11 protein-coding genes are annotated in these 13,548 nt (G+C 61.8%); 6 read left to right on the forward strand and 5 right to left on the reverse strand.

From position 1 onward, the window contains the following. The first annotated feature begins 49 nt into the window (after positions 1 to 49). Positions 50 to 625 (forward strand): CHAP domain-containing protein, encoded by a 576-nt coding sequence (locus tag J2X44_RS16875; protein WP_310086650.1) that lies wholly within the window; start codon positions 50 to 52, stop codon positions 623 to 625. Between the two features lie 109 nt (positions 626 to 734). Here J2X44_RS16875 and J2X44_RS16880 read toward each other — a convergent pair whose 3' ends face one another. The 4 genes from J2X44_RS16880 to J2X44_RS16895 form a co-directional block, all read right to left on the reverse strand. Next, a complete protein-coding gene (locus tag J2X44_RS16880) occupies positions 735 to 1,019 on the reverse strand; it encodes a DUF3297 family protein (protein ID WP_310086653.1) in 285 nt (94 codons plus the stop codon). A 73-nt stretch (positions 1,020 to 1,092) separates the two neighbouring features. After that, the gene (locus J2X44_RS16885; protein WP_310086656.1) at positions 1,093 to 3,420 is read right to left on the reverse strand and encodes a TonB-dependent receptor domain-containing protein; all 2,328 of its coding nucleotides are present in this window, start codon (positions 3,418 to 3,420) and stop codon (positions 1,093 to 1,095) included. Between the two features lie 123 nt (positions 3,421 to 3,543). Further along, positions 3,544 to 3,972, reverse strand: coding sequence for a hemerythrin domain-containing protein (locus J2X44_RS16890; RefSeq protein WP_310086659.1), 429 nt, complete (start codon positions 3,970 to 3,972; stop codon positions 3,544 to 3,546). Positions 3,973 to 4,144: 172 nt separating this feature from the next. Then, on the reverse strand, positions 4,145 to 5,302 hold the full coding sequence (locus J2X44_RS16895; RefSeq protein ID WP_310086662.1) for a hypothetical protein: 1,158 nt from the start codon (positions 5,300 to 5,302) through the stop codon (positions 4,145 to 4,147). Between the two features lie 244 nt (positions 5,303 to 5,546). Here J2X44_RS16895 and J2X44_RS16900 point away from each other — a divergent pair, with 244 nt between their 5' ends. Together J2X44_RS16900 and J2X44_RS16905 are read left to right on the forward strand one after the other, a co-directional pair. Continuing rightward, positions 5,547 to 7,406, forward strand: coding sequence for an AAA family ATPase (locus tag J2X44_RS16900; protein WP_310086665.1), 1,860 nt, complete (start codon positions 5,547 to 5,549; stop codon positions 7,404 to 7,406). A gap of 425 nt (positions 7,407 to 7,831) precedes the next feature. Further along, positions 7,832 to 8,146 carry a hypothetical protein gene (locus tag J2X44_RS16905; RefSeq protein ID WP_310086668.1) on the forward strand — a complete coding sequence of 105 codons (315 nt, stop codon included), beginning with the start codon at positions 7,832 to 7,834 and terminating at the stop codon, positions 8,144 to 8,146. Between the two features lie 222 nt (positions 8,147 to 8,368). Here the strand turns inward: J2X44_RS16905 and typA are convergent, their stop codons facing one another. After that, positions 8,369 to 10,201: a translational GTPase TypA gene (gene typA / locus J2X44_RS16910; RefSeq protein ID WP_310086671.1), complete on the reverse strand. Its 1,833-nt coding sequence runs from the start codon at positions 10,199 to 10,201 to the stop codon at positions 8,369 to 8,371. Between the two features lie 184 nt (positions 10,202 to 10,385). Here typA and J2X44_RS16915 point away from each other — a divergent pair, with 184 nt between their 5' ends. From J2X44_RS16915 to J2X44_RS16925, 3 genes are read left to right on the forward strand one after another with little or no spacing between them, the layout of a single operon-like run. After that, a complete protein-coding gene (locus tag J2X44_RS16915; RefSeq protein ID WP_310086674.1) occupies positions 10,386 to 11,033 on the forward strand; it encodes a GbsR/MarR family transcriptional regulator in 648 nt (215 codons plus the stop codon). Beyond that, entirely contained in the window at positions 11,020 to 12,408 is a 1,389-nt protein-coding gene (locus J2X44_RS16920) for a cytochrome ubiquinol oxidase subunit I (protein ID WP_310086675.1), read from the forward strand. Before J2X44_RS16915 ends, J2X44_RS16920 begins: the two co-directional genes overlap by 14 nt. Next, on the forward strand, positions 12,405 to 13,412 hold the full coding sequence (locus tag J2X44_RS16925) for a cytochrome d ubiquinol oxidase subunit II (RefSeq protein ID WP_310086678.1): 1,008 nt from the start codon (positions 12,405 to 12,407) through the stop codon (positions 13,410 to 13,412). Before J2X44_RS16920 ends, J2X44_RS16925 begins: the two co-directional genes overlap by 4 nt. Positions 13,413 to 13,548 lie beyond the last annotated feature (136 nt).

The raw sequence follows: 13,548 nt of genomic DNA on the forward strand, positions 1-13,548 counted from the left end.
TGGCAAGGACGATCCAACGCTTGAACACAAGCATCGGGGGTCGCATTTCATGCCGCATCGTAACTTTCTGGCTGCCGCCATTGCGTCCGTGATGACGCTTGCCAGCCTGCTCGTCAGCGCCCCGGCGGCGGCGCGCGATTACCTGCAATGCGTCCCCTTTGCCCGCGCCGAATCGGGCGTCGACATTCGCGGCGATGCCAAGACCTGGTGGGCGCAAGCCGCCAGCGACTATGCCCGCGGCGACGAACCGCGCGAGGGCGCGGTGATGGCGTTCGCCGGGACCCGCGGTATGCCGCTGGGCCATGTCGCGGTGGTCAAGAAAATCGTCAGCGACCGCGAAATCCGCATCGACCATGCCAATTGGTCGCCGATCAACGGCCGCCGCGGCCAGATCGAGCGCAATGTCCGCGTCGTCGATGTCAGCGATGCCGGCGACTGGAGCATGGTCCGCGTGTGGTATGCGCCGATCGGCGACTTGGGCCTGCGCGCCAATCCGGTGCAGGGTTTCATCTACGCGGGCGGCACGCCGAACAAAGCACCGAGCTTCAAGGCACCGGTGTGGGCGCAGAACGACTGGAAGCCCGGCAACGGCCTGGAAGTCGTCGTCGCCTCACTCGGCCAGTAAGGGCCGAACAACCTCCTCAAATTAGCGTCATTGCGAGCGCAGCGAAGCAATCCAGGGCGGTGTACGCCACTCTGGATTGCTTCGCTGCGCTCGCAATGACGAATGAAAGTTAGGCTTCCTCGCCCGCATCCTTGGCCGCGTCGCCGTCGCTCGCCGCCGCATCCTCGAACCACGCTTCGACCTCGCCCGACAGCTTGATCGTCATCGGCTGGCCAAAACGGTCCTTCGACTTGCCCGCGGCGACGCGGATCCACCCTTCCGAGATCGAATATTCCTCGACGTCAGTGCGTTCCTTGCCCTTGAAACGGATGCCGATGCCGCGCTGCAGCACCTCCATGTCGAAATGGGGCGAGCGCGGGTTGGTCGACATATGGTCGGGGGGGGTATCGGTCATGGTGCTACTTCCAGAAAAAATGATGGCGCGGCCCTAGCGGGACCGCGCCACCATCGTCAATGGAAAGGGGTTTTCAGAACCCGGCTTTCAGCGTCACAAAAAACTGCTGTGGCGCTCCGGCGAGCAGGGTCTGGTTGTCGCCGCGGTTGGCAAAACCATTGGTGCCGATCGTCGACACATATTCCTTGTCGAACAAATTGGTCGCATTGACCTGCACCGAAATCCGCTCGTTCAGCCGGTAACCGATGCTGGCGTCAACGATCACAAAGCCGCCGACCTCGGCATCATTCTCGAACGAATAGTATCGCTTGCCGGTGTAATTGGCGCCGAGCCGCGCGAAGAACGTGCCAGTGTCCCACGTAATTTCACCCTTGGCGAGGTGACGCGGTGAATTGACCACTGTCTTGCCGGCGGTTGCCGCGACGGTCGTCCCCGCGGCGTTGACGACATCGTCCTGATATTCGGAGTTGTTATAAGCATAAGAGGCGAACAGCGACAGGTCCGGGGTGACCCGGAACGTCCCCGCCGCCTCGACGCCCCACGAGCGCACATCGCCGACATTCTGCAGGATCGCCGGATTGCCCTGAATCCCCGACCCATTGGCAAAGGCGATGATGCAATCCTTGAAATCGACATAATAGCCCGCGATCACGCCCTGAAAGCGCGACGCCTTGGTGCGGAAGCCGAGTTCATAAGTCGTCGAGGTTTCGGGTTTCAGGTCAAGCGCGTCGAACCCCGCCTGCGTCGTCGCGAACGGCCCGCCGGTCGCCGAGCTTTCGAAGGCGCGCATATTTTCGGTGTAGCTGGCGAACACCTCATTATCATCGTTCAGGCGGAACAGCACCCCGGCCTGCGGCAGGAACCAGTCCTTCGCCTCGGTGCGCCCCGCGGCGAGACCGCCGCGGACGACCGGGGTCGCCAGATTGGTGACGCGCAGCCCCTTCCACCCCGCGTTGATCTGGACCTGCCCCAGATCGAGCGTGTCCTGCACATGATATTGCAGCGTCTGGGTGTTGAAATCGAACTCCCACTGGGTCGCCAGCGGATCCTTCGGGAAGGTCAGGCTGCCGCGACTCGGCGCCCCGGCGGTGTCGGCCAGGCCATAGAAACGGCGCGCCTGATTGAAGTCATTATCCTCATACCACATGCCGAGCTCGATCTGGTTGTCGCCAAGCGTAAACAGGCTGCTCGCGACGATGCCATAGCGCTCGATCTCATATTCGGTCGTGCGGATCGTGATCGGCGCGCCGCCGGGGGTGGTGACATAGGGGGTGAACCACAGCCCGCGGCCCTTGTTGCCATGGTAATAACCCATCGCGTTCAGCGTCCAATATTCGTTCAGCGGCGCCTCGACCCCGACCCCCGCAAGCCAGTCCTTGCGGAGCCCCGACGCGTCATAATAGGCATCATCGGCCGTCGTGATCGGCGCCGGAAAGGCTTCGCCCACCCCGGCAAAAGGCGCGGTGAACACGGCACCCAGCGGCAGCGAGCCGTTGGCGACGCCGGTGTTGAACGCAGCGCGCGCGACCTGGTTCTGATAGATTTTGGCGACCCGCACCGCGGTGTCCCAATCCTTGGCGAAATTGTCCCACTGGTAACCCAATCGCCCGATCATCCCGGCGCTCAGATCCTGATAGTCGTTTTCGGCGCGGTCCGAATAGTTGACGAAGCCGAAGAACTGGCCGTCGCCAACCGGCTGGGCGATCCGTGCGTTCACCTGATGCTGGCGCTGGACGCCGTCGCCCTTCCATTTGTCGGCATCCTGCCATGCATAGCTCAGCGCCAGACGCGGGCCGTTCGCGCCGATCGCGCCGCTGTCGATCCGCACGAACGCGCGCTTGGTGTCTTCGCTGCCATAGGTACCCGACGCCTCGACGCTGAACGTTTCGGCGGGTTCGCGCGAGAAAAATTCGATCGTGCCGCCCAGATTGCTGCTCGACGCCGCCGCCAGCGAGCCCGCGCCCTGCGCGACTTCGACCCGGCCGACATTTTCGCTGATGATCGCGCGGCTGATGTGCAGCCCGTTGTGATTGCCATAGCTCATGTCGCCGAGCGGCACCCCGTCGAGGGTGAAGCCCAGTTGCTGCTGCGCGAAACCGCGGATCGAGATGCGCGACGACCATTCATAGGCGCCGAACGGATCGGCGGCCTGAAAATTCACCCCCGGCAGCTTGTCGATGGCTTTCAGCGGGCTGATCCCCGCCACTTCCAGCGCGATGTCGGCGGCGCCAATCTCTTGCACCTGCCGCGCTTGCCCCTGGCCGAGCACGACGATCTCTTCGACCTCGCCGCCCGCATCGACGGCCTCGCCCGCGGTTTCGGCCGCCAGCCCCGGCGTCGCCGCCAGCGCCAAGATCAATGCGGCGCCGCCCCGCAGGCGGTTCCTGAACTCCATCGTCATCGACAAATCCCCCTTGTCCCGCCGCCACAATGGCGCGGTGGTCGCGGGGGCTTTAGGGAGGCGATATTGCGGCGCTGCGGCGAAGGCGTGACGCGGCGATGACGGTAATAAGAAGTTTCGGCGTCACCCCATGTCGAGCTGCTCGGCGACCGGATAGAGATCGCAATTCTCGCGCTCGATCCGTATGCCCAGCACGTTGAGCACGACCTCGGTTTCGCTACAAAAGCCCGGCCAGTCGTCGGCGATCCGCGCCGCGGTCCATCGCGCGTCATACGCCGCAAAATCCTGCGCGATATGCCCCATTTCGCGCACAAACTCACCCGCCAGCGCGACGACCTCGGCATTGCCGCTCGCCTTCAACCGCGGATAGAGAATCCAGTCCTCGCACTTCAAATGGCGCAGCAGCGTATCGCGCAGCATCCCGCGCACCGATTCGAGTTCGGTCGGACGCGGCGCTTCGGGGCCGCGGATCAGGTCCATCAACAATTTTGAGAGCGTGGCAAGCGCGGCATGCTCGGCGCGCAGCCGCCGCATTTCGGGACCAATAGGCATGGATCGCCTCTCTAAACTTCGGTCCCTTCATCGCTGTCCTATGGGACCGGAATGAAAAGACGGTAAACGCGCATTAGCCTTGATCGGCCCGGGCCGCACCGCTCGGCGGCGGCTTAGGCCATTATCCGTGCGCCGTCCGGCAATCCTCCCTGTGGCGAAGCCATGGGGAGGATCACACCGCCTCTCCCTCGCCCTCGGTCTCCTCAGTCTCCGCCGCCCCCGCCGCCTTCGCCTTGCGCGCCAACCGCCGCGAAGGCGCCTTGCGCACCGCCGCGATCCCGTCATCCGCCGGCATCGTCAGCGGCATCGTCAGCGGCATCGTCAGCGGGATCGTCAGCGGGACCGCCGGGACCGGCCGTCCCTCCGCCTCGGCCGCCGCGATCCATTCGTGGTACGCCTCCGGAATGTCGCCCCCCGCCGCCACCCAGCTCGCCTCGCCGCCGATGCGCTGCACCGGGTCGTCGTCGATCGGGCCCGGGTACATTTGCAGCGGCCCGTAATAGGGCGAATCATGCTCGCCCAGCGACACCAGCGGCACCGCGGGATCGCCCAACTGCATCGCGACCGCGCCGAAATCATCCTCCGCGACCGCCGCATCCATCGCGCGCTGCCGCTCGGCCAGCGCGAGCAGCGCCGCGCCGATCTCGGCCTCCGCCTGCGCATCGAGCGCCGCCCCCTCGAACCCTTCGATCACCCCCGCCGCCGCATCTTGTCCGCCGTGCACGTCGCCGCCCGTCGCGGACCCGGCCAAGGGACCATGGATCACCGTCCGCACCGTCGTCGTCGAAGCCTCGGCGACCGCCCCGGCGGCTCCGGCGCTGGCGCCCTCTCCCACTTCCGCATGTCCTGAGGAGCCGCGCAGCGGCGTCTCGAAGGACCCCGCCGTCGCCCGCGTCGAAAAATAGTTGATCGTCGTCCGCTTGCCCCCCGCATCCTGCCCGTAATGGCGCAGGCAGAACATCAGCAGCGCATCATTGTGCCGCCGCCGAAAGCCCATCAGCTTGCCCGCCACGAACACCGGCACCAGATAGCCGTCGATCGCGCGTTCGAACGCAATGTCCTTCAACCGCGCGACCCCGAAATCCAGCGCCGCCTCCCACGCCCGCCGAAAGCTCTCCGCACCGGGCGCGCGCCGCAGCGTATAGCAGTTCACCTGCGCCATATTCACCATCGCCGCCGCGCGGGTGACCGACCCGGTATCGGCCAGCGCCGATATGAACGCCTTCTGCCGCTCGGGCGTCCACCCGTCGTGCCGATATTTGCGCGGCACCGGCGTAAAGTCAGGCAGCGGCGGCCGCGCCTCCTTCGCGATCGGGGTGCGGTTCTGCATGTCTTTCCTCCTGCTTGGCCCGAGTGAAGTCGAGCAATCAAACCGAACAGGATATGTCAGACGGAAATTTTGTAGGAAAGCATTTTTGTTCTATTTATGTTCCCACTTGCCCTTTGACAATTCTTCGCCTCCCTTGTGAGTGCAGATTCATGCCAATCAAACCCGCTTATTGGCAAACTGCGGATAACGTCCGTTGGCATATATTTAATGTGCATAACAACGAACCATATGGGGTAGTTTCTGGATGCGCATTTCCTCAATCAAGGTTGAAAATCAGCCGCCGATTCAGCATTTTGATGTCAGCGACCTGTCCGACCTAGTCGTAATTGCTGGACCCAATGGGGTCGGCAAGACACGGCTGATTACCAGCCTTCTTAACGCGTTTAGAGGGTCCCCTACTGGGGTAGAGCTGATAATCGAGGCAACTTCCAAAGACGAGGAAAGCAAGTTTGGAAGTAAAACTTTGTCCACCTCGGGGAACGGAATTCAGCGATTGATGCAGGTAATGCAAGCAAATAAGCTCCGGCGAAACTATCAAAGCGGCGTTCTATATTTTGAAAGTGGACGTTCAATTCAACAGGTTAAAGCGCTATCGTTCGCCTTTGATTTTGCTGATCCCTATATTGAAAACGTATCCTGGGATTTACCTATGCAGGGGCTTGCTGGTAGGTGGCAAGACACGCAACATGCAATATTTAAAAAGATACAGAACCAAAAAACATCTATCGCTAACCGAGCAATAGAGCTTCGTGGTCAAGGCTACGATAGCATGAATCTCCAGTTCTCTGATCCTCTTGCTCCTTTTAAAGACGCATTCTTTAAAATGCTCGGTCCTAAGAGACTAACACGCGCGGATCTAAGCTCACAAAATTTGATGTACGAAGAAGATGGAGAAGAAAGATCGATATCTACACTAAGTAGTGGAGAACGAGAGGTATTGAACGTTACATTTGATTTCATATTGCGGAATCCGAACGATTGCATAATATTTTTTGACGAACCTGAGGTGCATCTTCATCCAGAATTATTGATTCGAATGGTCGCAACCTTACGTTCTATAGGAAACAATAATCAGTTTTTCTTTCTTTCTCATTCGCCAGATCTCGTTAGTAGCTCATTGGAAGACAGCGTGGTATTTTTGACCCCACGGAAAAATGATGGCTCAAACCAAGCGATAATTGTAAAACCGGGGGATGCAACGACCGAAGCGATGCATCAATTGGGACATTCGGTCGGAGTGCTCTCACTAGGTCGAAAAATTGTGGTGATCGAAGGCACCGATGCAAGCCTCGACAAGCGAACCTACTCTCAAATTTTGGCAAACAGATTCCCAGATCTAGTCCTCGTTGCAGGCGGCGGGAAACAGACAATAGAAAATTTCAGTCACTTGGTAACAACTGTACTCGATAAGGCCGTTTGGGGTGTCGATTTTTTCATGCTAGCCGACAGAGATTCCGGTCAGGTAATTTCTTCTTCAGGTAAAATGGAGCAACTACCTAGATACCATTTGGAGAACTATTTTCTTGATAGTAAAATACTTGCAGCATGTTTTGAGACAATTGAAGATGATGAATCTTGGTTACGAGACCCTGCAGCGATTGAAAATTGCCTCGAGAACCTAGCTCTCGAGAAGATCGGATATGCTGTAGCTCTTCGTGTATCGCACAAATTCCGTCAGCTATGCGGCAATGTAACTCTCATGCCGAGCGGCGTCCATGATTTGGATAGAGCGGCTTTGATCGCGTCAATTTCGGAAAGGGCAGAAACGGAGCAGCTCCGCAATGCAGCAGCTCTAGACTTAACAGCCATCCGCGATGCGACAGAAAGCACTTACGACGAATTTCTAACATATATCACGGGCGGAACAGGTAGATGGAAGATCGACGTGCCCGGAAAGCCGATATTTAAGACGTTCTGCGGTCGGGCGAATATCCAAGTTGGCCGACTCAAAAATCTCTATCTCAAAGCTGTCGACGCGCGGGAGGCCGATACCTTTGACGAGCTAAACTCGATTTTTTCAAGGTTTTCGGCTGTTTCTTCAGCATCGACGCAAGAGTGCGTTGGGTCTCCCGATCCACTGAATGAGCCCAGTTTGGGAGACTAGCGCACAACCGCTATTGCGCGGTTATTGATACCAAGAGGAGATTTGGCTCGAATTGGCGCCATGTTAATCGGTGAGCCTACTAGCCATTGCCCGACGGCGATTCGCTAGTGCCCCCCCCCTCGACCTGCCGCCTGACCAACCGCAATTTCGGGTCGCTGACCTCAGCGGGCATGCGGCGGGCCTGGCGACCCAAGGCCTTCGGTGATCGTCAGTTGATGCAGCTGTCGGGCACGCTCTTGCGGTATCGCACCGGTGGGTTGCTGACGTTCACGATGACCTCCCACTTCGTTGTAGGCATCAGCCATGCAAATTAGTCGGGCGGCATTACCCACAATCCATCCCCCTCATCACCCACCGACGATGCCGCTCAGCTACTGGTCGATCGCCATAGCATCGCCCGATACTGGTCGGCGGGCTGCGCGCGGATGTTCGGCTATTCGGATGCGGTGATGATCAGGGCGACGCTGGACCGCATCATCCCGCCGACACTGCGCGCGGGACACCGCAACGGACTGGCGGCGGCGATGGCGACGCAGACGCTCGACCGCGAATCGCCGGTCGGCAATATCCCCGCGCTCCACGCCGACGGTGCCGTGCGGCGGCACCCGTTCCGGCAGGTTCAACTGTGCGACGCCTTTGGCGTCGGCACCGGGGCGGTCGTCACCTTTCTGCCCGCTACCCCACCCGGCGGCGGCAGCGGGCTGCGCGATGTGTTCGATCTGCCTGACGGGGCGGGGTGATGCGCTGTCGCGAAAGGACGTCGTCCTCGGATACCGGTCACCACCTGTAACCGTTCGTGTCGAGCGAAGTCGAGACACGCTTGGCGCGCGCATGCCTTCGCGTGTCTCGACTTCGCTCGACACGAACGGAAAGGGAGGCGCGAACGGATAGGGAGGTGCGAGCGGGAAAGCGGGCCGCACCCAACGCAAAACCGGCGGCCTTTGGGGCCGCCGGTCTGTATCTTATGCCGCTTCTTTCTTGCGCGATGCTTTCTTGCGCTCGTGCGGGTCGAGCAGGCCCTTGCGGATACGGATGTTTTTCGGGGTCACTTCGACCATTTCGTCATCGTCGATGTACGCGATCGCCTGTTCCAGCGTCATCCGCTTCGGCGGGGTCAGGCGGATCGCGTCGTCCTTGCCGGTCGAACGGAAGTTCGTCAGCTGCTTCGACTTCATCGGGTTGACTTCCAGGTCATCGGGCTTGGCATTTTCGCCGATGATCATGCCTTCGTACAGCGCCTCGCCGGGCGACACGAACAGGATGCCGCGCTCTTCGAGCGGGCCCAGGGCGTAAGCCACCGCTTCGCCATTGCCGTTCGAGATCAGCACGCCGTTCTTGCGGCCTTCGATCGGACCCTTGTGCGGGCCATATTTTTCGAACAGGCGGTTCATGATCCCGGTGCCGCGCGTGTCGGACAGGAATTCGCCGTGATAGCCGATCAGGCCGCGCGACGGGCCGCTGAAGGTGATGCGCGTCTTGCCGCCGCCCGACGGACGCATGTCGGTCAGGTCGGCCTTGCGGATCTGCATCTTCTCGACGACCGTGCCGCTATGTTCGTCGTCGACGTCGATGACGACGGTTTCATAAGGTTCGGTGCGCTTGCCATTTTCGTCTTCGCCGAACAGCACGCGCGGGCGGCTGATGCCGAGTTCGAAGCCTTCGCGGCGCATCGTTTCGATCAGCACGCCCAGCTGAAGCTCGCCGCGGCCGGCGACTTCAAAGCTGTCCTTGTCGGCACTTTCGGTGATGCGGATCGCAACATTGGTTTCGGCTTCGCGGAACAGACGGTCGCGGATCATCCGGCTCGTGACCTTGCTGCCCTCGCGGCCCGCCATCGGCGAATCATTGACCGCAAAGCGCATCGACAGCGTCGGCGGATCGATCGGCTGCGCGGCGATCGGCTCGCTCACGCTGGTGTCGGCGATGGTGTTGGCGACGGTCGCCAGCGCCAGGCCGGCGATCGCGACGATGTCGCCCGCGCGCGCTTCCTCGACGGGAACGCGCTCGAGCCCGCGGAACGCCAGCAGCTTCGACGCGCGGCCGGTCTCGATCACCTTGCCGTCCATGTCGATCGCGTGGATCGGCTGGTTGACCTTGATCGTCCCCGACTGGACGCGCCCGGTCAGGATGCGGCCAATGAAGTTATCGCGGTCGAGCAGGGTGGCGAGGAAGGTGAACGGACCGTCTTCGGGCAGGCCGGGGGTGGGCACGTGGCTGACGATCGTCTTGAACAGCGGTTCGAGCGTGCCTTCACGCGCGTCGGGGCTTTCCGAGGCATAGCCGCCGCGGCCCGAGGCGTAGAGGATCGGGAAGTCGAGCTGTTCGTCATTCGCTTCGAGCGCCAGGAACAGCTCGAATACTTCGTCGAGCACTTCGGCGGCGCGCGCGTCGCTGCGGTCGATCTTGTTGACGACAACGATCGGCTTCAGGCCGAGCGCGAGCGCCTTGCCGGTGACGAACTTGGTCTGCGGCATCGGGCCTTCGGCGGCATCGACGAGCAGGATGACGCCGTCGACCATGCTCAGGATCCGCTCGACCTCACCGCCGAAATCGGCGTGTCCGGGGGTGTCGACGATGTTGATGCGGGTCAGGTCGGCGCCTTCACCCCACTCGACGCTGGTGCATTTCGCGAGGATCGTGATCCCGCGTTCCTTTTCGAGGTCGTTCGAATCCATCGCGCGTTCTTCGACGCGCTGGTTGTCGCGGAAGGTGCCCGACTGGCGGAAAAGCTGATCGACGAGGGTGGTTTTTCCATGATCGACGTGAGCGATTATGGCAATATTGCGCAGAGACATGCGGGAACGGGCCTTGATGGGAGGGGGCAGCGCCCGGAGCGCCGCGAAACGCCGCGCCCTTAACAGAATGGGTGCTGCGGCGCAACATGATTGCCGAAGTTGGCAAAGTTGTCACTGGGTCAACCCGCCAACAAAAGGTTCAATAATTATTGAAACTTTAGAAATTACCGGATATAGCGCCGGCATGGATTTGTCCCCCGCCCCCGATTCGCGCCCGGTTTCCCCAGCGGCCTCCCCGTCATCACCATTCCGGCTCTCCCCGCTCGCGCAGGCCTTTGTCCTGCATTTCGGCGAGATGGGGAGCCGCTGGGGGATCAACCGCACCGTCGGCCAGATTTATGCGATGCTGTTCCTGGCCGACGCCCCGCGTCATGCCGAAGAGATCGCCGACGCGCTGACCCTGTCGCGCGGCAGCGTGTCGATGGGACTGAAGGAACTGGCGAGCTGGAATTTGGTCCAGCTCCGCCACGTCCCCGGCGACCGCCGCGACTATTATGAAACGCCGCGCGACGTGTGGGCGATTTTCCGCACCCTGGTCGAGGAACGCAAGAAGCGCGAGATCGACCCCACACTGACGACTCTGCGCACTTTGCTGATGGAACCCGCGACCGATGCGTCCGATCGCTTCGCGCAGGAACGCATCGCGGCGATGCACGAACAGATCGAACTGCTGACCGACTGGTATGCCGAGATGCGGCGGCTCGACAACGAACGGTTGCTCCAGCTGCTGCGGCTGGGCGAACGGGTCGTGAAGGCGCTCGAATTCAAGGACCGCATGCTCGGCCGCAGCAAAGCCGCGCCCGCGACGGAGACCGACGATGGACAATCTTGACCCGCTGATCCTCGCGCGCATCCAGTTCGCGGCGAACATCAGCTTCCACATCCTGTTCCCGACGATAACCATCGCGCTCGGCTGGGCGCTGCTTGGCTTCAAGCTCGCCTATAACCGCACCAAAGACGGTGCGTGGATGGACGCTTACCGACTGTGGGTGAAGGTGTTCGCGCTCAGCTTCGCGATGGGGGTCGTGTCGGGGATCACGATGAGTTTCCAGTTCGGGACCAACTGGCCGGGCTATATGGAAAAGGTCGGCAACGTCGCCGGGCCGCTGCTCGCCTATGAGGTGTTGACCGCCTTTTTCCTCGAGGCGGTGTTCCTTGGCATCATGCTGTTCGGGTTCAGCCGGGTGCCGAACTGGGTCCACACCATGGCGACGCTGCTGGTCGCAGGCGGCACGACATTGTCGGCGTTCTGGATCATTGTCCTGAACAGCTGGATGCAGACGCCGGTGGGATACGAGATTCGCGATGGTGTCGTCCATGCGACCGACTGGTGGGCGATCATCTTTAACCCGTCGATGCCGTACCGGCTGACCCATATGCTGATCGCCTCGGCGCTGACGGTCGCCTTCATGATCGCCGGGATGTCGGCGTGGCGCTGGCTGAAGGACGGCGGCGGCGAGGGCGTGCGGCGGACATTGAAAGCCGCCGTCTATGCCGCGGCGGTGCTGATCCCGGTGCAGATTTTCGTTGGCGACATGCATGGCTTGAACACGCTGGAGCATCAGCCGCAAAAAATCGCGGCGATGGAGGCGAATTGGGAAACGCGCAGCCATGTGCCGCTGGTGCTGTTCGCGATCCCCGACGAGGCGGCGCGGACCAACCATCTGGAAATAGCGGTGCCGTCGGGCGCCAGTCTGATCCTGAAGCATGAAGCGGCGGGCGTTGTCCCCGGGCTCAACGATTACGCGGGCAACCATCCTCCAGTCGGGCCGCTGTTCTGGGGGTTCCGGGTCATGGTTGGGATCGGCATGCTGATGCTGGCGCTGTCGTGGCTCGCCGCTTGGACGATCCGCCGCCGCGGGGTCGATGCGATGCCGCGCTGGCTGGTGCGGGCGCTCGTCGCGATGACCTTCAGCGGCTGGATTGCGACGCTGGCGGGCTGGTACGTCACCGAAATCGGGCGCCAGCCGTGGCTGGTCACCGGGGTGCTCAGGACCGCCGATGCGGTCGGCCCGGTCGGCAGCGCGATGGTCGCGAGTTCGCTGACGCTGTATCTGGCGGTCTATGCGGTGCTGCTGACCGCCTATATCGCGGTGCTCTATCGCCTCGCGCGACTGGGCAAGGCGGCGCCGGCGGGCAAGCCGATGTTCCCGCTGCCGGGAGTCGCCGAAGGTCCGGCCGAACCGCAATCGGAGGCGCCCGCATGACCCCGTTCATCGATCCCTGGTGGCTTCCCGTCATCTTTGCCGGGCTGATGGGGCTGTCGATCCTGCTCTATGTCATCCTCGACGGCTATGACCTTGGCGTCGGCATGCTGACGCGGCTCGAGCAGGACGAGAACCGCGACCTGATGATCGCGTCGATCGGGCCGTTCTGGGACGCCAACGAGACCTGGCTGGTGCTCGGGATCGGGTTGCTGCTGGTGGCGTTTCCAGTCGCGCACGGGCTGATCCTGACCCAGCTGTATTTGCCGGTGGTGCTGATGCTGATCGCGCTGATCCTGCGCGGGGTCAGTTTCGAGTTCCGCGCCAAGGCGGCGCCCGAACACAAGCAGCGCTGGGACCATGCGTTTTTCGCCGGGTCGCTGCTCACCGCGCTGTGTCAGGGCTATATGCTCGGCGCCTATGTGCTGGGGTTCGACCAGAGCCTGGCGGCGGTGCTGTTCTGCCTGCTTGCCGCCTTGGGGCTGGTCGCGGGCTATGTCTTCGTCGGCGCGTGCTGGCTGATCTACAAGGTCGAAGGCGAGTTGCAGAAGCGCGCGGTGCGCTGGGCCGAGATCAGCCTGTGGGCGACAGCTCTCGCGATGGCGATCATCTCGATCGCGACGCCGCTGCTGTCGGAGCGCATCTTCGACCGCTGGTTCCGCCTGCCCGAGATTATCGCGCTGCTGCCAATCCCGATCGCCGCCGCAACCTTGTTCATCGGCCTCGCGATTTTCCTGCGTCGGCCGCTGCGGGCGAAGGACGAACTGTCATGGGTGCCGCTGGCGGTGGCGGGCATCCTGTTCGCGCTGGGCTTCGTCGGCATCGCCTACAGCTTTTATCCCTATCTGATCGCCGACCGGCTCGACATCTGGCAGGCAGCCGCGAGTCCCGAGGCGCTGAGCATCATCCTGATCGGCGCACTGGTCGTGCTGCCGGTGATCCTCGGCTATTCGATCCTGTCGCACTGGATCTTTCGCGGCAAGGCGACGCATTTGAGTTATGAGTGAGGGACGATCGCTCTGGGGTGGGGAGCGGACATTCGCTACTCTCGTCATTCCCGCCAAAGCGGGAACCCAGGGACAGGCCCGCCGACGCACGCTTTGGGCCCCAGTTTCGCGGGGATGACGAAGTCGAGAAATGCGG

Origin of the sequence: Sphingopyxis sp. BE259 (assembly GCF_031457495.1) — a bacterium.
Classification (GTDB): Bacteria; Pseudomonadota; Alphaproteobacteria; order Sphingomonadales; family Sphingomonadaceae; genus Sphingopyxis.

Coding starts and splice junctions, on each gene's coding strand:
- J2X44_RS16875 (WP_310086650.1), top strand. CDS start 50: ATGCCGCATCGTAACTTTCTGGCTGCCGCCATTGCGTCCGTGATGACG.
- J2X44_RS16880 (WP_310086653.1), bottom strand. CDS start 1,019: ATGACCGATACCCCCCCCGACCATATGTCGACCAACCCGCGCTCGCCC.
- J2X44_RS16885 (WP_310086656.1), bottom strand. CDS start 3,420: ATGACGATGGAGTTCAGGAACCGCCTGCGGGGCGGCGCCGCATTGATC.
- J2X44_RS16890 (WP_310086659.1), bottom strand. CDS start 3,972: ATGCCTATTGGTCCCGAAATGCGGCGGCTGCGCGCCGAGCATGCCGCG.
- J2X44_RS16895 (WP_310086662.1), bottom strand. CDS start 5,302: ATGCAGAACCGCACCCCGATCGCGAAGGAGGCGCGGCCGCCGCTGCCT.
- J2X44_RS16900 (WP_310086665.1), top strand. CDS start 5,547: ATGCGCATTTCCTCAATCAAGGTTGAAAATCAGCCGCCGATTCAGCAT.
- J2X44_RS16905 (WP_310086668.1), top strand. CDS start 7,832: ATGTTCGGCTATTCGGATGCGGTGATGATCAGGGCGACGCTGGACCGC.
- typA (WP_310086671.1), bottom strand. CDS start 10,201: ATGTCTCTGCGCAATATTGCCATAATCGCTCACGTCGATCATGGAAAA.
- J2X44_RS16915 (WP_310086674.1), top strand. CDS start 10,386: ATGGATTTGTCCCCCGCCCCCGATTCGCGCCCGGTTTCCCCAGCGGCC.
- J2X44_RS16920 (WP_310086675.1), top strand. CDS start 11,020: ATGGACAATCTTGACCCGCTGATCCTCGCGCGCATCCAGTTCGCGGCG.
- J2X44_RS16925 (WP_310086678.1), top strand. CDS start 12,405: ATGACCCCGTTCATCGATCCCTGGTGGCTTCCCGTCATCTTTGCCGGG.